This window comes from Proteus vulgaris (genome assembly GCF_016239305.1).
In the GTDB taxonomy this organism is placed as follows: Bacteria; Pseudomonadota; Gammaproteobacteria; order Enterobacterales; family Enterobacteriaceae; genus Proteus; species Proteus vulgaris_C.
This window is the reverse complement of the sequence record NZ_JAEHOQ010000003.1, coordinates 50636-73691: the sequence shown is the minus strand read 5'-3', so window position 1 is coordinate 73691 and position 23056 is coordinate 50636. Positions and strand designations below refer to the sequence as shown.

General features: G+C 39.5%; 22 protein-coding genes. 20 read left to right on the top strand and 2 right to left on the bottom strand.

The genetic code is table 11. From position 1 onward, the window contains the following. Positions 1 to 215: 215 nt before the first annotated feature. Complete coding sequence (locus JEP40_RS03040; RefSeq protein WP_023582946.1) at positions 216 to 560, top strand: DUF4156 domain-containing protein; 345 nt, start codon at positions 216 to 218, stop codon at positions 558 to 560. Between the two features lie 103 nt (positions 561 to 663). On the opposite strand, the gene JEP40_RS03035 is transcribed toward JEP40_RS03040, so the two are convergent. Both JEP40_RS03035 and epmB read right to left on the bottom strand, forming a co-directional pair. Next, on the bottom strand, positions 664 to 1302 hold the full coding sequence (locus JEP40_RS03035; RefSeq protein WP_198622408.1) for an NAD(P)H-binding protein: 639 nt from the start codon (positions 1300 to 1302) through the stop codon (positions 664 to 666). A gap of 222 nt (positions 1303 to 1524) precedes the next feature. Further along, on the bottom strand, positions 1525 to 2553 hold the full coding sequence (gene epmB, locus JEP40_RS03030) for an EF-P beta-lysylation protein EpmB (protein WP_198622407.1): 1029 nt from the start codon (positions 2551 to 2553) through the stop codon (positions 1525 to 1527). A gap of 44 nt (positions 2554 to 2597) precedes the next feature. Here epmB and efp point away from each other — a divergent pair, with 44 nt between their 5' ends. The 19 genes from efp (at position 2598) to JEP40_RS02935 (ending at position 23012) form a co-directional block, all read left to right on the top strand. Next, positions 2598 to 3164: an elongation factor P gene (gene efp / locus JEP40_RS03025; protein WP_006536168.1), complete on the top strand. Its 567-nt coding sequence runs from the start codon at positions 2598 to 2600 to the stop codon at positions 3162 to 3164. A gap of 730 nt (positions 3165 to 3894) precedes the next feature. Then, on the top strand, positions 3895 to 4371 hold the full coding sequence (locus JEP40_RS03020) for an RpiB/LacA/LacB family sugar-phosphate isomerase (RefSeq protein ID WP_198622406.1): 477 nt from the start codon (positions 3895 to 3897) through the stop codon (positions 4369 to 4371). A 160-nt stretch (positions 4372 to 4531) separates the two neighbouring features. Then, complete coding sequence (locus JEP40_RS03015; RefSeq protein ID WP_198622405.1) at positions 4532 to 5428, top strand: pirin family protein; 897 nt, start codon at positions 4532 to 4534, stop codon at positions 5426 to 5428. Between the two features lie 322 nt (positions 5429 to 5750). Then, positions 5751 to 6371 carry a 4Fe-4S dicluster domain-containing protein gene (locus JEP40_RS03010; protein ID WP_072069038.1) on the top strand — a complete coding sequence of 207 codons (621 nt, stop codon included), beginning with the start codon at positions 5751 to 5753 and terminating at the stop codon, positions 6369 to 6371. A 1-nt stretch (position 6372) separates the two neighbouring features. Then, entirely contained in the window at positions 6373 to 8388 is a 2016-nt protein-coding gene (gene hyfB, locus JEP40_RS03005) for a hydrogenase 4 subunit B (protein ID WP_198622404.1), read from the top strand. 12 nt (positions 8389 to 8400) lie between these two features. Then, positions 8401 to 9351 (top strand): respiratory chain complex I subunit 1 family protein, encoded by a 951-nt coding sequence (locus JEP40_RS03000; RefSeq protein ID WP_036934336.1) that lies wholly within the window; start codon positions 8401 to 8403, stop codon positions 9349 to 9351. A gap of 6 nt (positions 9352 to 9357) precedes the next feature. Next, a complete protein-coding gene (locus JEP40_RS02995; protein WP_269814748.1) occupies positions 9358 to 10809 on the top strand; it encodes a hydrogenase 4 subunit D in 1452 nt (483 codons plus the stop codon). 12 nt (positions 10810 to 10821) lie between these two features. Continuing rightward, entirely contained in the window at positions 10822 to 11472 is a 651-nt protein-coding gene (hyfE, locus tag JEP40_RS02990; protein WP_196567300.1) for a hydrogenase 4 membrane subunit, read from the top strand. 4 nt (positions 11473 to 11476) lie between these two features. Continuing rightward, positions 11477 to 13045, top strand: coding sequence for a hydrogenase 4 subunit F (locus JEP40_RS02985; RefSeq protein WP_198622402.1), 1569 nt, complete (start codon positions 11477 to 11479; stop codon positions 13043 to 13045). 1 nt (position 13046) lies between these two features. Further along, positions 13047 to 14780, top strand: a complete 1734-nt coding sequence (locus JEP40_RS02980) for an NADH-quinone oxidoreductase subunit C (protein WP_198622401.1) — start codon at positions 13047 to 13049, stop codon at positions 14778 to 14780. Positions 14781 to 14791: 11 nt separating this feature from the next. Then, positions 14792 to 15346 carry a hydrogenase 4 subunit H gene (hyfH, locus tag JEP40_RS02975; protein WP_036934329.1) on the top strand — a complete coding sequence of 185 codons (555 nt, stop codon included), beginning with the start codon at positions 14792 to 14794 and terminating at the stop codon, positions 15344 to 15346. After that, a complete protein-coding gene (locus tag JEP40_RS02970) occupies positions 15343 to 16125 on the top strand; it encodes an NADH-quinone oxidoreductase subunit B family protein (protein WP_198622400.1) in 783 nt (260 codons plus the stop codon). Before hyfH ends, JEP40_RS02970 begins: the two co-directional genes overlap by 4 nt. Next, on the top strand, positions 16118 to 16528 hold the full coding sequence (locus JEP40_RS02965; protein WP_198622399.1) for a formate hydrogenlyase maturation HycH family protein: 411 nt from the start codon (positions 16118 to 16120) through the stop codon (positions 16526 to 16528). Before JEP40_RS02970 ends, JEP40_RS02965 begins: the two co-directional genes overlap by 8 nt. Further along, positions 16525 to 17025, top strand: coding sequence for a hydrogenase maturation peptidase HycI (hycI, locus tag JEP40_RS02960; protein ID WP_198622398.1), 501 nt, complete (start codon positions 16525 to 16527; stop codon positions 17023 to 17025). Before JEP40_RS02965 ends, hycI begins: the two co-directional genes overlap by 4 nt. 437 nt (positions 17026 to 17462) lie before the next feature. Then, positions 17463 to 18452, top strand: a complete 990-nt coding sequence (locus tag JEP40_RS02955) for a glycosyltransferase (RefSeq protein WP_198622397.1) — start codon at positions 17463 to 17465, stop codon at positions 18450 to 18452. A gap of 402 nt (positions 18453 to 18854) precedes the next feature. Then, positions 18855 to 20438, top strand: coding sequence for an ABC transporter substrate-binding protein (locus tag JEP40_RS02950; protein ID WP_198622396.1), 1584 nt, complete (start codon positions 18855 to 18857; stop codon positions 20436 to 20438). Further along, on the top strand, positions 20423 to 21406 hold the full coding sequence (locus JEP40_RS02945) for an ABC transporter permease (protein ID WP_198622395.1): 984 nt from the start codon (positions 20423 to 20425) through the stop codon (positions 21404 to 21406). Before JEP40_RS02950 ends, JEP40_RS02945 begins: the two co-directional genes overlap by 16 nt. After that, complete coding sequence (locus JEP40_RS02940; protein WP_198622394.1) at positions 21403 to 22215, top strand: ABC transporter permease; 813 nt, start codon at positions 21403 to 21405, stop codon at positions 22213 to 22215. The genes JEP40_RS02945 and JEP40_RS02940 overlap by 4 nt, the downstream gene beginning before the upstream one ends. Then, positions 22209 to 23012, top strand: coding sequence for an ATP-binding cassette domain-containing protein (locus JEP40_RS02935; RefSeq protein ID WP_198622393.1), 804 nt, complete (start codon positions 22209 to 22211; stop codon positions 23010 to 23012). The genes JEP40_RS02940 and JEP40_RS02935 overlap by 7 nt, the downstream gene beginning before the upstream one ends. The last annotated feature ends 44 nt before the right edge of the window (positions 23013 to 23056 follow it).

The window sequence follows — 23056 nt, the reverse complement described above, 5'->3', positions numbered from 1 at the left end:
TTTTAAAAGCATAAAAGCGGTGTAGAATAGAGGTATTGTTGCTTTGTCTATCTCAAAGCCGAATTTGTACGTTAAAATAAGTTTAAAGCAAAAATAATATCTTAAGGCTATTGGCTAATGTGAGATAGTAATAATGATTTATTTTTGCGCATAAGAGGGATGGCAAGGTATATTGTTGTCTTGACTAAACGGACACTCAAATAAATGAGGGGATCATGCGAATTAAATTGTTATTGGGAGCTGCTGCAGCGTTGTTATTAGCAGGCTGTTCTGCAACAAACACATTAAGCACTGCGGGCTCACAGGTACAAATCACTGATACGCAACCAGGCAGTGAATGCCAATTATTAGGAACAGTGACAGGTGTTCAAAATAACTGGTTATCAGGTTCCCGTACTGAAAGCCAATCACTGCGAGGTGCTGCTAACGACTTACGTAATAAAGCAGCTGCAATGGGTGGTAATGTTATTTTTAACGTTGGTACTGGCGCAGGTAGCTTTGTTGATAGCTTTGCTCCATTAGATAGCAAAATGAGTGGGCAAGTTTATAAGTGTCAGTAATTAAATACGTGGTTACTTTTTAAGAACCAAGACCTGACCTCAATATTTCTTTTCTTTGGGGTCAGGTTTGTTTCTTATGATTAGGGTCAACTCTATTGAGTATTTAGATCTGCTCAATAGCATCTTTTATCTCAATACCACCATCTAATATTGGAATACATTTTTTAAAGGTATTCTTTTTGTCTAAAATTTCAGCAAGCGTTAATGCTACATTATCAATAGATATTTCGCCATCAGCGGGTATTTCTTCTTTTTTTGTGCAGATCTTATGTGTTCCTGAGTGTTCAGTTAAATAACCAGCTTGAATTATTGTGTAATCGAGGTTGGTCTGATTGATCAAATAGAGATCCGCAAAATATTTAGCAGTAAAATAATCAACTAATGTGGTCCATTTATTAGGTAATAAAGAATTTACTGCACTAAGCATGATATATCTTTTTATACCTTTCTCCATGGCAATTTGCATGGTTTTTACGGCACCATGTAGATCAACCTGTAATAGATCTTCCCCTCTAGAGCCCGTTGTAAAATAGATGGCATCTAAATGTTCAGGGAATGTATGAGAAAGGGAAGACAAAGGTTTTGTGATATCTAGTTCAATTTCACGATAATGTGAATCTTTGATTTTAGATGAGTGTGAGATTTTTCTGGTAGTTCCGATGACATGGTGCCCATTAGCTAATAATATTCCAACTAGTTTATGTCCAACTCGTCCTTTTGCACCGATTACCATTATGTTCATATTTTCTCCTTAATACTATTTAAGTGTTCACTGATTTCAAAGACAAAAAGCACCAAAGAAGGTGCTTTTTCATAATGAAAGAAAGTGAACATAACTTAATTAGATAAATGATTTTTATGAAAATTACCACCAAACCTATCTCTATAGTGTAGTCACTTTTGTATGATTATGCTGGGTTAATTATATTATCCAAATGTAAATAGTATCGGTTAGCATCAAAGATCACTCTTGGCGCAACCCTAAATCAAGTAACGTCTTACTTGGTTCGCCACCAATTTCACGCGTGAGTTTAGGCACCATATAACCTGATACTAAGCTCATAAGTCCTTTCATAATCTCTCTAGCTTCACTGTCTGGCACCATAAAGTGAGCCGCACCTTGTACTTTATCTAGAACATGCAAGTAATAAGGCATAACACCTGCATCAAATAGGGCGCGACTTAACTCGGCGAGAACTTCAGCGCTGTCATTAACCCCTCGCAATAACACGCCTTGATTTAATAACGTGACATTGGCTTTTTTTAGCTTTAAACACGCTTCTCTCAATGCGTCATCAATTTCATTAGCATGATTGGTATGCAGTACCATGATATTTTGCAAACGGGATTGTTGTAAGCGCTGACATAGTGCATCAGTGACGCGAGCAGGGATAACTACTGGTAAGCGAGAATGGATGCGTAAACGCTTAAGATGAGGGATTGCTTCTAGTTGTGTTATTAACCAATCAAGCTCATCATCTTTCGCCATAAGAGGATCGCCCCCAGAGAAGATGATTTCATCGAGTTTTGGGTTATTTTTGATATACTCTATTGCCTTTTGCCAATTCGCTTTGTTTCCTTTGTTATCTTCATAGGGAAAATGACGACGAAAACAGTAGCGACAATTGACAGCGCAACCACCTTTGACCAGAAGCAATGCACGATTCTGATATTTATGTAATAAACCTGGCACCGCATTTTGTTGCTCATCTAACGGATCCGTAGAAAATCCCGGTGTTATGGTAAATTCAGCATTTGCAGTTAATACTTGTAAAAGTAATGGATCGTTAGGATCGCCTTTTTTCATGCGTGCAACGAATTCACGGGGAACCCGTAGCGGAAAAAGCCGTCGCGCCTGAGCCCCTTTTTGGAGATCAGCGTGATGTTCCAATGCTAAAAGTTGGAGTAATTCAACAGGATCACTGATTGCCTGCGCGAGTTGTGTTAACCAGACTTCTCTGGTGGGGTGATTATGAGTTACAATGTGTGCCATTTTTTGGCTATGCCATTTTAAATTAAAAAAGTTAGAGGATATTCATGGCTTCTTATAATACCAACGATTTTCGTTCAGGTCTTAAAATCATGTTAGATGGCGAGCCAGCCGTCATTACTGAATGTGAATTTGTTAAACCAGGTAAAGGTCAGGCATTTGCTCGTGTGCGTCTGCGTAAACTGATCTCTAACAAATTACTGGAAAAAACATTTAAATCTACTGATTCGGCAGAAGGTGCTGATGTCATGGATATCAACTTAACTTACCTGTACAACGACGGTGAGTTCTGGCATTTCATGAACAACGAAACTTTCGAACAATTAGCAGCAGACGAAAAAGCTGTTGGCGATAACGCTAAATGGTTGATCGATCAAGCTGAGTGTATCGTAACACTGTGGGATAATCGTCCTATCGCTGTTATTCCACCAAACTTTGTTGAATTAGAAATCGTTGATACTGATCCAGGCCTGAAAGGTGACACCGCAGGTACAGGTGGTAAACCGGCAACATTAAGCACTGGTGCAGTAGTTAAAGTACCACTGTTTGTACAAATCGGCGAAGTCATTAAAGTTGATACTCGTTCAGGCGAATACGTATCACGCGTAAAATAATCGCGTAGATTATTTTACTGAGTGCAACGTTAAGTACAATAATTAATTACCGCAGATAATGTTAACTATCTGCGGTATTTTTTTATTTTAATTTATAAAAATTGAATAAATTATACTATTTTCTTTCTAAAAAACTGATTAATTTGTATTACTGCATTATTTAATTTTTTATGTTATTATTTTGTTCCTAATTTATTTATCCCTCATTATATTTAAAATGCCAAAACTGAATGCGCTATTCAATATTGGAATTGGTAAAAAATAACCATTTTCTTAGAATGAATGTGTAGGTTGTTTTGGTAAAGATAATCCACAGCAATATTTATTTTAAGTTTTTTGACTTTCCTTTAAGAGATATTGAAGAGTATAGATAAAAACATTAATCCTGTAATATTATTGATCTTTATTTTATATTTTAGTTGTACTAGGGAAACCCTTTCAATATAGACACTTACTTTGATATATCTCTTTTATTTTTTTGTCACTTCAATTTATAGCATAATAAAATTAGCTTGTTTTCTAGGTTAATTACCTTATTTATGAAATAAGTTTCCATTTCTTTATTTCTTCTTTTTTTGTAAATTCCTGACGCTGAAGCACAGATAATAGAATTTTAATCTATACTTTATTTAGGTTAAATATAAATAATAATCTTTAGGTTTGTTTTAAATTTAAATATTATCAATGGTTTATATTTACCAATAGTGCTTGGCTTAATTTAGGAGGCTATATGGAAAATAGAACGATTATTATGGGTGCTGATCCTTCAGGGTTTGAACTTAAAAATACGATTAAATCGTATTTGTTAGGAAAAAATTACACAATAAAAGATCTCACAGAATCAGGCCCTATTGGCTATTGTGATGTAGGTGATAAAGTTGGTTCGATTATTTCTGAACACCCTGAATATATAGGTTTTGTTTTCTGTGGTACAGGAATGGGCGTGAGTATTAGTGCGAATAAACATAAAAATGTTTATTGTGGTGTGTGTGAAAGTGTCACTACAGCCCGTTTTTGTAAGATAATAAATAACTGTAATATGATGGCTATGGGAGGCTTATTAATAACACCTTTTAAAGCTAAAATGATGGTTGATGCCTATTTATCAGCAACCTTTACAGAAGGGTTTACACAAGCCACACCGGAAGATTTACAATCAGGCTTAAATTCAATGAAACAAATAGAAAAGAAAATTTATAAAATTTAACTCATTTTTATTATTTACTTTCATAAGCCTGAATTTTCAGGCTTATTTTTTTACTTAAGTGATATGTTTTGCTTATTAAATTGATAAGGGTTTAGTATCTATACTAGATAATAAATAAAGCATTCTTATGACTTAAAAATAAATTAAAAGTAGGTGAATAATGGAACATCAACACTCTGATGCAGTAAATGCCCCATTACGTATTACCTCTAAAACTCGTGATGTTGGAGGGATTGAAACTTATCGTGCTTTACCTGATAAAAAACAACGCTTAGTTGGTCCTTGGTGTTTTCTTGATCATTTAGGCCCCACCGTTTTTAATGATACTGTCGATAAATTAGCCATTTCGCCACATCCTCATATTGGCTTGCAAACCTTTACTTGGATGTTAGAAGGGGAAATTTTACATCGTGATAGCCTAGGTTTTCAGCAAGTTATTCGGCCTCAACAAGTTAATTTAATGACAGCAGGTCACGGCATTAGCCATTCAGAAGATAGTCACGGTGATAAAAAAGAAGTCCATCTGGCACAATTATGGATAGTGCTACCAAGCGATAAAAGAAATATGCCACCGCGCTTTGATCACTATCCTGATCTGCCTAAATGGCAAGCCAATGGCGCTGACTTCACGTTATTAATCGGTGATTATCAAAGCCATAACTCTCCCGTATTATGTTTATTACCCATGGTTGGCATGGATATTATAGCAAAACATGCCACTCACATTCCTTTGTCATTAAATCCTAAATATGAATATGGGCTTTTTGTCTTAACAGGAGATATGACAATAGAAGGGGAAACCTTTGTTGCGAATGAACTTGCTTATATTGGGATACAAAACTCTGAGTCATTAACGATTGAACTTAGTGATAATACCCAAATCCTCTTTTTAGGTGGCGAACCTTTAAATGAAAAAATTTTGATGTGGTGGAATTTTATTGGTCGTAGCAAAGAAGAAATTCAACAAGCAATCACCGATTGGAATGCAGGCAGTGAGCGTTTTGGTAAAGTGGTTAATGATGAAAGAACACCACTGGTATCGCCTTTAATGCCTTAATTTTATGTTACAAACGTAAGTATTAATATTACATGTTTAAACTTAGCTGAGTTATCTAAAGATAATTCAGCTATTTTTTTCTTTGTCCTCCACCATTGTTTGGCACCTAATCATAGTGACGACGAAATTGTTGTTTATCACCCATCACCTATTGTCAACGTCATAATTGTCGACACGTCATTTTTTGTTTTCTTTTTGTTTTTTAACGCATTGATTTTAAATGAAAATAAAATAAATCCTCTCTTGGCATGAAATATGCTTTATCTAAAGAAAAATTGACGACAGTAATGCTGTTAAACGTTTTTCTCGGAGGATGTGGCGAATGAATCGCTTTGTAATTGCAGAGCCACAACGATGCATAGGGTGTAATACCTGTATGGCAGCTTGTTCGGAAGTTCACCAAGCTGTGGGATTACAGGCGCATCCGCGTCTTACAGTGGTAAAAGTGGAGGATCAGACAGCCCCGATGCTTTGTCGGCACTGTGAGGATGCTCCTTGTGCTCGCGTGTGCCCAGTCAATGCCATTACTCATGAAGATAATATGATTTTTCTTAATGAGAGCCTGTGTATTGGCTGTAAGTTATGTGGTCTGGTTTGTCCCTTTGGGGCAATTACACCATCAGGTAGCAAACCCGTTAACTTACCGGCTGTCTTTGAACATTTTGTTCCTGAAGAGATGTTGGCTGATGTGCCGGCAAGTCTTCCAACAACCAACCCATTTCTTGCATGGAATGTGGGTATTCGCGCAATTGCAGTGAAATGTGATTTGTGCGCTTTCTCTGATGAAGGCCCTGCTTGTGTCAAGGTGTGTCCGACAGATGCGCTGCATCTAGTTGAAGAGGACAAACTTGAAGAGCAAATGAAAACGCGTCGCTTAGATTCTGTGATGGAACCTATTACGAGTCTTGACGATTTATCTACTTTGACACAGGAGCGGAAGTAATATGGAACCTCTTCAGTTACTGCTGTGGTCAGTCATCCTGTATGTTGTTGGTGGCGTTATTGCACTGTTTTTAAAGAAACAGGAAGGGTTGGCAATCCTTATTTCGGGGATCAGCGCAATCATCGGTGGTGTATTGGGTGTTTTAAGTGCATTACCAGTTATTTTCGGTGGTGAAATCGCCACTTTTACCGCGGCAGGCCCATTTGAATTTTCAGCCTTCGTGGTACGTATGGATATGTTAGGCGCCTTTATGGTGTTCGTCATTTCATTACTGGTTAGCGTGTGTGCGCTTTATTCTCTTGCTTATGTGCAAGAATATAAAGGGCGTGGCGCATGGAGCATGGGATTCTTTATGAATCTGTTTATTGCTTCCATGGTAGGTTTAGTCGTGATGGATAATGCGTTCTACTTTATTATCCTGTTCGAAATGATGTCACTGGCCTCTTGGTTCTTAGTTATTGCTGATCAAGATGATGAATCTATTCACGCTGGTTTGCTCTACTTTTTTATCGCTCACGCAGGCTCCGTGTTAATCATGATTGCCTTCTTCTTGATGTGGCGTGAAAGTGGTAGCCTTGATTTTGATTCATTCCGTCAACTTTCTCTTTCTCCTGCAATGGCCTCTGTGGTGTTTTTACTGGGTTTCTTTGGTTTTGGTGCCAAAGCCGGTATGTTGCCATTACACAGTTGGTTACCAAAAGCTCACCCCGCAGCACCTTCACACGCATCGGCATTAATGTCAGGTGTAATGGTTAAAATTGGTATCTTTGGGATAATCAAAGTCGGTATCGATTTATTAGGGGCCACAGAAATGTGGTGGGGTATTGTTGTTCTTGGGTTTGGTGCAGTTTCTTCTGTATTAGGTGTTATGTACGCCTTAGCAGAGCATGATTTAAAACGCTTACTCGCATGGCACACCGTTGAAAATATCGGCATCATTTTAATGGGTGTGGGTGTTGGCATGGTAGGAATGGCAACCGATCATCCTGTTATAGCTGCACTTGGCCTGTTAGGTGCTTTATATCACTTATTAAACCATGCTGTGTTCAAAGGATTATTATTCCTTGGTGCGGGTGCCATTATTAACCAAATTCACACTCGTGATATGGATAAGATGGGGGGCTTAGCAAAACTAATGCCTTATACCGCAACAGCCTTCTTAATTGGTTGTATGGCGATTTCAGCACTACCACCATTAAATGGTTTTGTTAGTGAGTGGTATACCTATCAGTCTCTCTTCTCGATGAGTTACGAAGGTAACTTTGTGATGCGCTTAAGTGGTCCAATTGCCATTATTATGTTGGCAATTACAGGGGCATTAGCGGCAATGTGTTTCGTTAAAGTCTATGGTGTTAGCTTCTGTGGTGGCCCGCGTAGCGAGCAAGCAACAAAAGCGAAAGAAGTGCCTTTACCAATGACGATTGCAATGGGTTTATTAGCACTTTTCTGTGTTGTGTTAGGTGTGGGGGCTGCTTTTGTTGCGCCAATTATTGCAAACATTGCAATGTCACTTAGCGAAACCAGTGCATTAACCGTGACTCAAGGCACAATGCTTGTTCCTGATACCGCATCACAAGCAATGTTCTCTCCAGCATTAACATTTGTTTTATTAATTGCCTTACCACTTATTCCATTCCTGATTTATCTCGGCCTAAAAGGCAATCAACCTGCGTCTCGTCGTAAAGGTGATCCTTGGGCGTGTGGTTATGTATGGGAAAAAGATATGGCAGTGTCAGCAGGTGGTTTTACTCAAGCATTACGTAGCATGTTTGCACCGCTTTATCGTATGCGTAAACAACTTGATCCATCTCCATTGCTGTCTCGTGGTTTTAATAAAACACAGCTCGGTGCTGAAAAGGTTGAACCATTCTGGGATGAACGCATTATTTATCCTCTGGTTCGTGGTATCCAACGCTTTGCAAAACGTATCCAATGCCTACAAGGCGGGGATTTCAGACTTTATTGTCTCTACGTTGTCGCAGCGCTGGTCATCTTGCTTTTAGTCATCGCAGCGTAAGGAGAGGGACTTATGACTTTCCAAGAAGCACCTACGTTAATGATGGGAATATTCGCACTCATTCAAGCACTCTTTTTGCTCGCGATAACCCCATTATGTACAGGTATTTCGCGCACAATTCGCGCCAAGATGCATTCACGTCGAGGCCCCGGAATTTTGCAAGATTATCGAGATATCTTTAAGTTATTTAAACGTCAATCAGTAGCGCCAGAGCAATCTGGTGTGATCTTCCAAGTGATGCCGTATGTATTACTTGGAAGTATGTTAGTGGTTGCTATGGCTCTGCCTGTCTTTACTGCAACGTCACTGTTTGCGGGGGCGGCCGATCTTATTGCACTGATTTATCTGTTTGCACTTTATCGTTTCTTCTTCTCTTTATCTGGTCTGGATTCAGGAAGTCCATTTGCTGGTATTGGTGCTAGCCGTGAATTAACACTGGGTGTGTTAGTTGAGCCAATTTTAGTGTTGTCGCTGATTGTGGTGGCTTTAATTGTGGGTTCAACCAACGTTGGCACCATAAGTGCAACACTGGCTCAAGGTTGGGTATCACCTACTGCCACACTGTTAGCCTTATTAGCTTGTGCTTTTGCAGCATTTATCGAAATGGGCAAAATGCCATTTGACGTTGCTGAAGCGGAACAAGAGTTACAAGAAGGACCATTAACTGAGTATTCAGGCTCTGGTTTTGCCATGGTGAAACTCGGCCTTGGCTTAAAACAAGTCGTGGTGGCTGAACTGTTCTTAGCTATCTTTATTCCTTTCGGTAAAGCAACAGAATTCACTTTTATTGCATTGATCATTGCGTTGGTTTTAATGGCAGTGAAATTGTTAGTGGTGTTTGTATTAGCGTCATTGGTTGAAAACAGTTTAGCGCGTGGTCGCTTCTTGCTGACTCACCATGTGACATGGTTAGGATTCGGTGTTGCGGCACTGGCTCTTGTTTTCTATTTAACCGGTCTATAAGGAGCGATGATTACAATGGAAAATATAGCTCTTGCGACCTTACTCATCCCATTTGCAGGGGCGTTGATTACGTCCTTAATGCCAAATCGGATGGCGAAGTGGTTATGTACACTGTTCGCTTTATTAGCCACGTTAGGAACGGTTGCTTTAGGTTGGCAGTTCCTCGCTGAAGGTAAAGTCGATACTACAATTACGCTAGTACAATATGGTGATATCGCGCTCTTTGGTTTTACCATTGACCGTGTGAGTACCTTGATTGCTTTCGCTGTTGTGTTCTTAGGATTACTGGTGAGTTTATACTCCACAGGTTATCTGACTAATGGCAACCGTGAGCATCCTCATGAAGGAACTCGTCGCTATTATGCTTTCTTATTGATCTTTATTGGGGCGATGGCAGGCTTAGTGCTTTCATCAACTATTTTAGGTCAACTCCTGTTTTTCGAAATCACAGGGGGCTGTTCTTGGGGGTTAATCGGTTACTACCAATCTGAGAAATCACTCCGTTCAGCAATGAAAGCCTTATTGATCACTCACGTTGCTTCAATTGGTCTTTATCTCGCAGCAGCAACCTTGTTTGTCAGTACAGGAACATTTGAGTTAACCGCAATTGCAACTTTAGACGAACCAACCAAACTGATTGTGTTTGGCGGTATCCTCTTTGCAGCTTGGGGTAAGTCAGCTCAACTACCACTACAAGCTTGGTTACCTGATGCGATGGAAGCACCAACTCCTGTAAGTGCTTACTTACACGCAGCATCAATGGTAAAAGTCGGTGTTTATATCTTTGCTCGTGCGATTATGTCGGCAGATGGTGATGTTCCTCATCTTATTGGATGGGTAGGTATTACCATGGCAGTAATCACACTGATTTATGGCTTTATGATGTATCTGCCACAAAAAGATATGAAACGCTTATTAGCATGGTCAACGATTACTCAGCTCTCTTATATCTTCCTCGCATTATCTATCTCTATCTTTGGACCGCGCGAAGCGTTTGAAGGCGGTATAGCTTATATCTTTAACCACGCCTTTGCCAAAAGCTTGTTCTTCTTAGTTGCCGGTGCATTGAGTTATAGCTGCGGTACTCGCATGTTGCCTCGCTTAAAAGGGCTAATTAATAAATATCCATTATTGGGTGTGGGTTTTTGTGTTGCTGCGTTGGCAATTGCAGGGGTTCCACCACTTAATGGCTTCTTTAGTAAATTCCCAATTTTTGCCGCAGGTTTTGAATTGTCGAGTATTTTCTGGGTGATGACACCAATTATGGTGCTAGTGCTAATTGAGTCTGTTGCTAGCTTCACTTGGTTTATCTACTGGTTTGGCCGTGTTGTACCGGGCAAGCCAAGTAAAGAAGTTGAGGAAGGACAACCTGTTCCTATGGCAATGCAAATTGTGATTGGAATACTGATTATTATGTCCTTTGCATCCAGTGTTATCGCAGTCACTTGGCTAGGATAAGGGAGATAAATCATGACTGGAGCACTTATCGTAAACAATTTGGCGGGGTTAATGATGATAACTTCGCTACTGGTAATTGGCGCGAAAAAGCCAATTGCTTCATGTTGGTTCTATGCATTGCAATCTTTCGTCTTGGTGATGATTTTTGTCACCTTGGCTAATACGTTAGATGCACACCAACTAACTCTGTGGGCAATTACCGCCTTCTTTACTAAAGTTCTGCTTGTTCCACTTATTTTAGGATTTGCATTTCGTAAGTTATCTGATCCTAGTGCGAATATCAGTGTTATTAGCCCCGCAATATTAATGTTGCTGGCGGCTGTTATCGTTATTCTAAGCTGGTTTGTGGTTGAGCCAATTCAAATACCAATGGTTGTTGATTTGAAACCTGCACTCGCGGTTTCTTTAGGACACTTTATGCTGGGTCTGCTTTGCATCGTGACTCAACGCAATATCCTAAAACAAGCTTTTGGTTACTGCTTAATGGAAAACGGCTCTCACTTAACACTGGCATTATTGGCGTGGAGAGCACCAGAACTGGTCGAAATTGGTATCGCCACTGACGCCATCTTTGCTGTGATTGTGATGGCAGTATTGGCTCGTAAGATTTACCGCACGCTCAACACACTGAACGTGGATCAACTGACCGCGCTGAAGGGGTGAGGAGATGAACCAAACAACCATGTTAACAATTTTAATGTTTGCGCCGTTGGTATTTTCAATACTGGCGTTTCTAAGTCCATTATTAAAAGCGGGTGCACGTCCTATTGTGACAGGCGTTCATGCCATTGGTATCAGCGTCTTATTAGTTGCTGCATTAGGAACCGTGGCAGATGTCATGTCTCATGGCGAAATATTGGCGGCTGCTAATTGGGTTCACGTTGATAGCTTAGGCGCATTATTCCTAGCCATCTTAGGTATTATCGGCTTTTTAACGGGGCTTTATTCTATTGGCTATATGAGTCACGAAGTGGATGAGGGTGAAATCTCTGTGCGCACTTTGTGTAATTACTATGGTTTCTTCCACCTGTTTTTATTCACCATGTTATTAGCGATCACCAGTAATAACTTGATCTTAATGTGGGCAGCCATTGAAGCAACAACCCTAAGCTCTGCATTCTTAGTGGGAATTTATGGTCAACGCTCCTCTTTGGAAGCAGCGTGGAAGTACATCATCATCTGTAGTGTCGGTGTCGCGTTCGGTCTTTTCGGTACTATTTTGGTTTATGCCAATGCTGCAAGCTTTATGCCTGATCCAGATCAGGCCATCTTCTGGACTGAAGTGTTGAAATATACAGACCAGTTAGATCCAACTCTGATGCATTTAGCTTTTGTCTTTATTTTAATCGGTTTTGGTACCAAAACGGGGTTATTCCCAATGCATGCTTGGTTACCAGATGCGCATAGTGAAGCACCAAGCCCTGTCAGCGCCTTGTTATCGGCAGTGTTACTGAATTGTGCGCTGTTAATCATCATTCGTTATTACATCATTATTGATGCTGCTATTGGCACTGAATTTACACGTAACTTGCTGTTAATATTTGGCTTTCTCTCTGTTGCTATCGCGGCTTTCTTTATTCTTATTCAGCGCGATATGAAACGTCTTTTAGCGTATTCCAGTGTTGAAAACATGGGATTAATCGCAGTGGCATTAGGGATTGGTGGGCCAATTGGGATTTTGGCGGCTTTATTCCACACCTTAAACCACAGTTTAGCGAAAGCACTGTTGTTCTGTGGCTCTGGTAACGTGTTATTGAAATACGGCACACGTGATTTAAATGTCGTTAAAGGCATGTTTAAAGTGATGCCATTAAGTGCGGCTCTTTTTGCTGGTGGCGCGTTAGCGTTAGGGGGGATGCCTCCTTTCAACGTCTTTATCAGTGAATTTATGATTGTTGTGGCAGGTTTAGCTTCTCAGCACATAGGTTTAACTATTCTACTATTATTGTTATTAACCATAGTATTAGGTGGATTAGTTCGTATGGTGGCGAAAACCGTCTTTGGTCCAAAACCTGATGTTGTTGCTAAAGGTGAACTGGGGATCTTAACCACATTACCAATGGTCATTTTGATTGCCCTTATGTTGTTAATGGGAACTCACATTCCTAAGCCTGTCAGCGAGCTGTTAGAAAATGCCGCTAATATCGTGATGAATATTGATAAAAATGAATCACCAAATTATGCATGGCCAACAACTTTAATCAGCAATCAATCCACATCAGTTCAGGAGATGTAACGTGAGCTACCAAAATTATGTCAGTAGAAAAGAGGGAAAAGAGCTAGGTGGAGATTATGTTGCCAAAGTTCGTGAAAAATTCCCATCAGCTGTTCTTGATGAAGAGCGACAAACCGCTGATCAATTGACGATAACAGTAAAAACAGAATCACTTCCTGAAGTGGTGGAATATTTGTATTACGGCTTAGGCGGTTGGTTACCGGTGTTATTTGGTAATGACGAACGTAGTTTAAACGGGGATTATGCCGTGTACTACGCATTATCAATGGAAGAGGGTGAAAAATGCTGGGTTGTAGTTAAAGCCCATGTTAGTCCAATTACGCTAGAGTTCCCGTCTGTAACACCGCGAGTGCCTGCCGCTGTTTGGGGTGAACGTGAAATTCGTGATATGTATGGCCTTATTCCAGTTGGTTTACCAGATGAGCGTCGTTTAGTGCTTCCGGATGACTGGCCTGAAGAGATGTATCCACTGCGTAAAGATGCGATGGATTATCGTCAACGTCCAGCACCAGCAACTGAAGTTGAAACTTATCCTTTTGTGAACGAAGGTAAGCAAGATGCGCGTGTTGTACCAATCGGCCCAATGCACATTACTTCGGATGAACCTGGGCATTTCCGCTTATTTGTCGACGGTGAAAATATTGTCGATGCAGATTACCGCATGTTCTATGTTCACCGTGGTATGGAAAAGCTGGCTGAAACCCGTATGGGTTATAACGAAGTAACATTTTTATCTGACCGCGTTTGTGGTATTTGTGGTTTTACTCACAGCGTGGCCTATGTGACTTCTGTTGAGAATGCATTAGGCATTGAAGTGCCTCGTCGTGCGCATACTATTCGTTCAATCTTATTAGAAGTTGAGCGCCTTCATAGCCATTTATTAAATATTGGGTTAGCAAGCCACTTTACAGGTTTTGATACTGGTTTTATGCAATTCTTCCGTATTCGTGAAAAATCAATGCAGATTGCAGAAATGCTCACCGGTGCACGTAAAACCTATGGCTTAAACTTAATTGGTGGTATTCGTCGCGATATCTTAAAAGATCAGCGCCTTAAAACTATTCAATTAGTAAGAGAAATGCGTCGTGAAGTTACTGAACTTGTCGATATTCTTCTCACTGCACCTAATATGGAACAGCGTACGGTTGGTGTGGGTATTTTAGACAAAAAAGTTGCTCGTGATTTTAGCCCTGTAGGCCCGATGATAAGAGCAAGTGGCTTTAAACGTGATGTGCGTTTTGACCATCCATTTGCCGATTATGGCAATCTCCCACTGACTCTTTTTAGTTATGAAGGTGGTGACGTATTCTCTCGTGTGATGGTGCGTATTAAAGAAGTCTTAGATTCAATGGCAATGATTGAATATGCCTTAGATAATCTGCCAGAAGGCCCGTTATTAACGGAAGGCTTTACTTATCAACCTTATAAATTTGCACTGGGCTTTACAGAAGCACCACGCGGTGAAGATGTTCACTGGAGTATGTTGGGTGATAACCAAAAATTATTCCGCTGGCGTTGCCGTGCAGCTACTTATGCTAACTGGCCTGTATTACGTTATATGTTGCAAGGAAATACCGTATCCGATGCGCCATTGATTATCGGTAGCCTTGACCCTTGCTATTCCTGTACTGACAGGGTAACGCTTGTCGATGTGAAAAAACGTAAATCTAAAACAGTTTCTTATAAAGAAATTGAACGTTATAGCATCGAACGTAAAAATTCGCCGCTCAAGTGAGGGAATGAACGATGTTAAAATTGTTTAAAACCATAATCAAAACAGGCGAAGCAACAACAAAATATCCATTTAAGCCACTGGATTTACCGGATGGTTTTAGAGGAAAGCCTGAATATGATCCACAGCAATGTATTGTTTGTGGTGCTTGTACTGCGGCTTGCCCTGCCAATGCATTAACGATGGAAACCAATCTAGAAACAGGTGAGCGTCACTGGCAATTGTTTATTGGTCGTTGTATTTACTGTGGTCGCTGTGAAGAAGTTTGCCCAACAAGAGCGATTGTTTTATCGGATATGTTTGAAACAGCAGTGACGAAAAAATCAGACCTTTATATTAAAGGAACGTTTAAATTATTGAATTGCCGTGAGTGCCATCAGCCATTTACCCCTAAAAAGTCGGTTGAATATGCGATGGCATTATTAGTGCAATCAGGTTGGGATGAAAATACCGTGGAAGCAATGCGACCACAATTTGAAACCTGTCCTGAATGTAAGCGTAAACATAATTTATTATCTGATGGCCGTGAAAATATTAGTATGGGCGAGATCGGGAGTACAATAAAATGAGTCTACCAGAAATTCCCATTAATCATCATGTTAGCCAACCTATCACTCTTGATGAACAGGTACAAAAGCTAAAGCAAACATTGTTGAAAGATATTCAGCGTTCAGCTTATGTTTATCGTGTTGACTGTGGTGGTTGTAATGGTTGTGAGATTGAAATTTTCTCCGCAATTACACCAGTTTTTGATGCTGAACGTTTTGGTATTAAAGTGGTAGCCTCACCTCGTCACGCTGATATTTTATTATTCACTGGCGCAGTAACGCGCCAGATGCGTGTTCCTGCATTACGTGCTTATGAATCAGCGCCAGATCCAAAAATCTGTATTTCTTACGGCGCTTGTGGTTGTGGTGGCGGTATTTTCCACGATCTGTATTGCGTATGGGGGGGAAGCGAATCTATCGTGCCTATTGATGTGTGGATCCCTGGTTGTCCTCCAACACCGGCAGCAACTATTTATGGTTTTGCTGTTGCCTTAGGTTTGCTTGATCAGAAATTAAAAGGTGAATCACATATAGAAGTTGAGAATGAAAAAGCCTCACTTATTTTGCCTTCTATTCCTCTTGATGCTCGCGTGATGATTGAGCGTGAAGCGCGTCGTCTTGCTGGCTATTACCAAGGAAGACAAATCAGCGATCACTTCCTGACATTACTTGAAGGTGCCACAATTCAAGAAGTGAGTGGTCGTGTTGATGAATGGTTACGACAAGCTAACGATCCTCGTTTATCAGAGATTGTAAAACGCTTGGTCTACTCTTTAAGCCAAGGAGGTGTATATGCCTGATGACGCTAAAGTTTACTTTTGGTCATTAAGACAAAAGTTTGTAGATAGCGATGATGATATTCCTGAACAAGCGCAACAGGTGATGTATTACTCGCTCGCAATTGGCCACCATGTGGGAATGATTGACTGTTTAAAAACAGAGTTAGTCTGTCCTTTAGAAAAATATAAAGAATGGATTAATTTATTACCTGAAGGTGAAGCTAAGCGCAAAATGCACGGATTACTGACATTTGGCGAAATAAACATTAATTCAGAGCATACTCACTTGTTAGCTTTGGCATTTGATCCTATCACAAAAAGTGACGATCCTATTTTTAGTGAATGGAGTCAAACGCTGATTAAACTATTGGGTGAGATCCACGCAGAACCTGCCATTTATTTGATAGTGAAGAGAAAGCCATGAGTGACACAATGACAGCACCTAAAGTGGTATTGACGGTCGGCAACAGTATGATGGGTGATGATGGTGCAGGCCCTCTGCTTGCTGAGTTAATGGAAGCAAACCCAATTGATGGATGGATTGTTATCAATGGGGGAAGTGCGCCTGAGAATGTTTCTTACCAAGTAAGAGAGCTACAACCGCAATGTGTTGTCATTGTTGATGCCGCTGACATTGGTTTAAACCCGGGTGAGATCAGGGTGATAGATCCTGATTATATAGCGGAAATGTTTATTATGAGCACTCATAATATGCCGCTGAATTTTCTTATTGATCAATTAAAAGATGATATTCCTGATATCACTTTTCTAGGGATCCAACCCGATTTAGTCGGTTTTTACTACCCGATGACCGAAGCCGTAAAAAATGCCGTTGATGAAGTTTATCAAGGGATCAACTCTTGGAGAGTTGATTATTTTCCAGAACTTGAAGTTTGTGATGAAGAAGATATCGAAGAATAAAAATATAACAAGTATCCAAATATTATTGATATAGATAAAGACTAAAACATCCGCTATGCGGATGTTTTTCGTTAATGACACCTACACTACTCATTAACTATGAAAAGGAGTATTAATGATACTTATATTACTCATTAATACATAACATAACGACTGATAGCATGTTTTTTCTGTGTAAACCTTAATTTTTCCTTTAGTAGTTTCTTTTAAAAAACAACCTTGCTTAACCTTTTCTTCATCGGAAGTTTCAAAAGTTAACTATACTAATTCCTTATTAATAATGATTTTTACTTCGAATTAGCAGAAAAGTAACTTTTTCACTTAAGCATAACAAGAAAATAGCAAGAATAGCTCCATATTCAGCTTGGTATCTTTGCTATCCTTAAGCGGTATTCTCAGAGCGAAAGTTACCTATTACAAAGAATGAAAGGTTGATTATGTCTTCTTTTGTACCTCAATTAAGTATTGTGGTTGCCGTTTATAATGGTGAGAAATTTTTATCTGAATTTTTCAATTATTTACAAGCGCAAAAACTACAAAATTGGGAGCTTATTCTTGTTGATGATGGTTCTAAAGATAATTCCTTGAAATTACTTTATGAATGGAAAGATAAATTCCCTGATGTCACTATTTTGACACAAGAAAACCAAGGTGTTTCTGTTGCCCGTAATACTGGCTTTCATGTTGCCCGTGGAAAATACGTCGCTTTTCCGGATATTGACGATGTTATTGATGCCAGAATGTATCCTCGATTACTCGAAATCGCCCTTACAGATGACTTAGATATTGCGACTTGCAATGGTAATTATGTTTATTCTGATGGGCGTCCGTCACGTCCTATCTTCCCATCTAACCGATTACATTCAACGGATGTTTTAACGGGGCCACAATGGTTAAAAATAGCATTAAACTCTAAAAAATTCTTACATGTAACTTGGTTAAATATTTATCGGCGTGAGTTTTTACTTGCTCATGGTTATTATTTTGAGCCAGGCTTACATCATCAAGATATTCCATGGACAACGGAGGCATTATTAACAGCCAAACGTGTTAAATATATTGATGAGCGTTATTACGACTATTTTATTCACTCTGAGTCTGTTTCTCATGTAACACCTAATGATACTATTCATGTTCGAACTATTCATAATTACATGAAAATATTAGAGATGCTTGATGCTATTAATCAAAAGCATAAGGATGTCGCTAAAAATATTAATGCCTGCTATTGGCAAATAGCAAAAGAAGGTTTAGGAATTATTCATTCAATCGGTTCTATTCAATCTATTGAAGTTAAAAAACAAATAGTTAAAGAGCTTTTTGATAGGGGAATTTGGACACTTATCTGGCAGAATGCAAAAGATTTTAGATTACGTTGGCGCTTAGGTAGGCGCTATTTTAAATTAAAGAAAATATTAAACTCATAATTACAAGAAGGCACAATAATGTGCCTTCTTTATTTTTAGTGCATATTAAATGAAATGAGATAATCTAATTTCGTTAAAAAGTCACTTTATTTCGTTTTACGCTCACTGATAAATTCAATGATAAATATATAACTTATTTATTAGAAAAATACTGTGCACTTGCTAGAAGTTTGCCATAATGAGTATTGTTGCTTAATAAAAGTTTATGTGAAATCAATAAACTGTCGAATATTATTCGAGTAGTTGAATAAAAAAATTTATTATGGTGCCACTGATTTATTCTTTATCTGCAATAATTGTAGAGCATCATAATTATCATTGTTATTTATCTTATTTCAGCCTCTTTTCTAATAAGATTAGAGACTGGTGATAAGTCGTATCTAAAAAATCGGAGAATGTTTTATGTCTATTCGGTTTGGTTGGCGGCAATCATTAGTAACTTTAACTTGCTTAGCCGCACTAAGCGTTCCTTTTGCAACATCGGCTCAAACGTTAAAATTGGCTATTGGTGAAGAGCCAACAGAAGGTTTTGACCCAATGTTGGGGTGGAGCCATGGTAGCTATTTACTTCTTCATAGCCCATTGTTAAAGCAAAATGCGGATCTCTCTTGGTATAGCAATATGTTAAGTGACTACCAGCCAAGTGAAGATGGCAAAACATGGAAATTAACATTAAAACCCGATTTAAAATTCTCCGATGGTTTACCACTAACGGCAAAAGATATTGTGTTTACTTATAACAATGCGGCTGCAAGTGGCGGTAAAGTAGATATGGGGAATTTTCTTTCTGCAAAAGCAGATGACGATTTACATGTCACTATTACCTTAAAAGCACCACAGAGTACGTTTGTTAATGTATTAGGCTCGTTAGGCATTGTTTCTGCTGATAAGTATGATGAAAAAACTTATGCACAAAAGCCAATTGGTGCCGGTCCTTATCGTATGGTCAGTTTCCAACCGGGTCAGCAATTAATTGTTGAGGCTAACCCTTATTATGCGGGGCAGAAAAACGATTTTGAAAAGCTCATTTTTGTTTTTCTTGATGAAGATGCGGCCTTTGCCGCTGCTCAAAGTGGGCAATTAGGCATAGTTCGTATTCCGCCAGCAACGGCGGCTATTGCTAAAAACTTACCTAATACAAAATTATGGGAAAGACCAAGTGTTGAAAACCGCGGTATTGTTTTCCCAATGGTAAAATCAGGTGAGAAGAATGCACAAGGCTATGATATTGGTAATGATATCACGGCTGATATCGCTATTCGTAAAGCCATCAATTATGCCCTTGACCGTAAATTGCTGTCAGAGCAAGTACTTGATGGCTATGCAGTTCCCGCTTATACCGGTGTAAAAGGACTGCCTTGGGATCAAACTGATGCAGCATTTAAAGATGGTGATGTTGAAAAGGCAAAACAAATTCTTGAAGATGCAGGTTGGAAGCTCAATAAAAATGGTATTCGTGAAAAAGACGGCTTAGAAGCTAAATTAACCTTGTGGTATACCAGCGGTGATGCAACACGTCGCGATTTAGCGGAGTCAGTTCGTGCGTTAGTACAGCCTCTTGGCATTCAAATGGATCTTAAATCAGGGAGTTGGGATACCGTAGAGCGTTATATGCACTCAAATCCAACTTTATTTGGTTGGGGAAGTCTTGATCCTATGGAGTTGTATCATCATTACAGCGAAAATGCGGCAGGCGTTGGTTATTATAATCCAGGTTATTACAAAAATCCTGAGGTCGAAAAACACCTGCAAGCAGCACTCGATGCTCATACATGGCAAGAAGCCGTTCCTCATTGGAAAGCAGTGGAATGGGATGGTAAAAATGGCGTTGGTGTAAAAGGTGATGCCGCTTGGGCTTGGCTGATGAATGTGCAACATACTTATCTAACTAACCCTTGTGTTGATTTGGGTACAGGAACTCCTGAAATTCATGGCTCCTGGTCATTATTAAATAGCGTAGATACTTGGAAGTGGACTTGTCAGTAATACGTCAAAGTGCAGGTTTTTTCCTGCGATTACTCTGCCTGCTGTTGGTGACAACAGCAGGTGTTTTTATTTTATTAAGTTTTTCACCGATAGATCCTATTAAGGCCTATATTGGCAGTGATCTCCTGAATGTTCCTCCTGAACAATATCCTTTAATTGCAGCGCGTTGGGGGATTGACCAACCTTTATGGATGCGATTTTGGCTTTGGTTTAGTCAAATCATTCAAGGGGATTTTGGCTATTCTATGTTGTATAACATGCCTGTTATTGATGTAATTCGTGAGCGTGCAGGACCTTCCTTTATTTTACTTTTTTCAGCTTGGGTCTTTTCTGGTGTGATTGGCGTGATAATGGGATTAGTGGCTGGTCGATATCTTAATCGTTGGCCGGATAGAATTATTTCTATACTCTCTTATTTGTTAGCCTCGTTACCGACATTCTGGGTAGGATTACTGCTGTTATCACTGTTTTCTGTCACTTTGCACTGGGCTCCAATTTGCTGTGCATGGCCAATGGGAAGTAGTGCCGAAACAGCAACATTAAGCCAGCGTTTTTCTCATCTTATCTTACCTATGATTGCTCTTGGATTATTAGGTACAGGAAATATCGCACTGCATACTCGCGCGAAAGTTGCTGAAGTGATGGGCAGTGAGTTTATCCATTTTGCGAAGGCTCAAGGTGATAAAGGTTGGGCTATGATGCTATTTCATGTTCTACGTCATGCCATTACGCCCGCACTTTGCTTACAGTTTGCATCAATTGGTGAATTACTTGGTGGTTCTCTTCTGGCTGAAAAAGTATTTGCTTATCCGGGCTTAGGACAAGCGACTGTTGATGCAGGATTACGAGGCGATATTCCTCTTTTAATGGGAATTGTTGTTTTCAGCACTATTTTGATTTTCTTTGGTAATAGTATTTCTAACACATTATTAAGACGTATTAATAAAGGAATTTTACGAGACTCATGATTTACGATCCGAACAAGCCTTTGCTACGACTTTTGTTAGTCACCCTCGCGTTAATAGGGTTAGTTGCATATGGTTTTTCTGTTTCTCATACTGATATCGTAATGGATTTTTTGGCTAGAAATCAGGCTCCGTCAGATCAATATTGGTTCGGTACTGATAATTTAGGCCGTTCTTTGTGGTTGCGTTGTTTTCAAGGGATGCTAAGCAGTTTAAATATTGGTGTGACAAGTGCGGTTGTTAGTGGCGCTATTGCTTTAATTTTCGCGGGTATTTCGTCAATTAATCGTTATTGTGATTTCTTTGTTAGAGGTGTTGTTGATGCGCTTTTAGCATTACCTCATTTATTACTACTGATTTTGATTTGTTTTACCCTAGGTGGTGGGCAACAAGGGGTGATTTGGGCTGTGGCATTAACTCATTGGCCTAAACTTGCATTAATTTTACGTGGTGAAATTCAGCGTATTCGAGAGGCGGATTACGTCATGTTATCACGTCGTATTGGTAATTCACCTTTTGAATGTGTAAAAAAACACTATATTCCTATGTTATTACCACAGTGGATTGTAGGAACGTTATTGATGTTTCCTCATGCGGTATTACATAGTGCAGCGTTAAGTTTTTTAGGTTTTGGACAAGCGGCTCATGAGCCTTCTTTAGGTTTATTGCTATCTGATGCATTACGTTATTTAAGTACGGGCTCTTGGTGGATGGTAGTGTTTCCTGGATTTATTCTGATGTGTTTAGTGTTGATTTTCGATCAATTTGCTAAGGCAATGCAACAATTATGGTTAAGAGGGGCGGGATGTTAAGTTTTGAGCAGCTTTCCATTGATATTGCACAATTTCGTTGGTTGGGAAAACGAAATTGGCAACCGTTGCTAAAATCAATCTCTCTGGATATTAAACCAGGTAAAATGTTGGCATTAGTGGGGGGAAGTGGCGAAGGTAAAAGCTTATTACTTCAAAGTGCGTTGGGGCTTTTACCTGCTAATATGCGAGTTCGTGGCTCAATTAAACTTAATGGGCATACATTGAGTGAGAGAGAACTCATTGCTTATCGAGGAAATACTTTTTGCTATATTCCTCAGGGGGTGACGGCGCTTAATCCTTTAATTTGTATCGGTGAACAATTAAGTCGCTCAGCGCATTTGAGTGGTGCTGAAGTTACATCAGATGATATTGTGCAGCAATTGGGGCTTTATCATCTATCAGGCTCGTTAGTTAAAACGTATCCGGCTAAACTTTCAGGTGGTATGGCAAAACGTGTATTGGCCTGTAATGCAACACTCTCTAATGCACAATATATATTGGCTGATGAAATTACCTCATGGCTTGATGATGAGCACGCATGTCTGTTACTAGGGCATTTAAGAGAGTTATGCAATCAGGGTAAATCTGTGCTTTGGGTAACACATGACTTAGCCCTTGCTGCACGTTTCGCAGATACGATAGCGGTGCTTAATCAGGGGGAGGTCAATGAAGTTATCCCTGCCACGGTGCTTAATCGCCATGAAGGTAGTGAATGGTTAAAAACACTCTGGAATGCATTACCTGAACAACAATTTCTAAGCCAAACAGAAACATCACTGAACCCATTATCATATTGATTTAATAAATTTTATTTTTATATCTTTAATTTGTTATTGCCGGA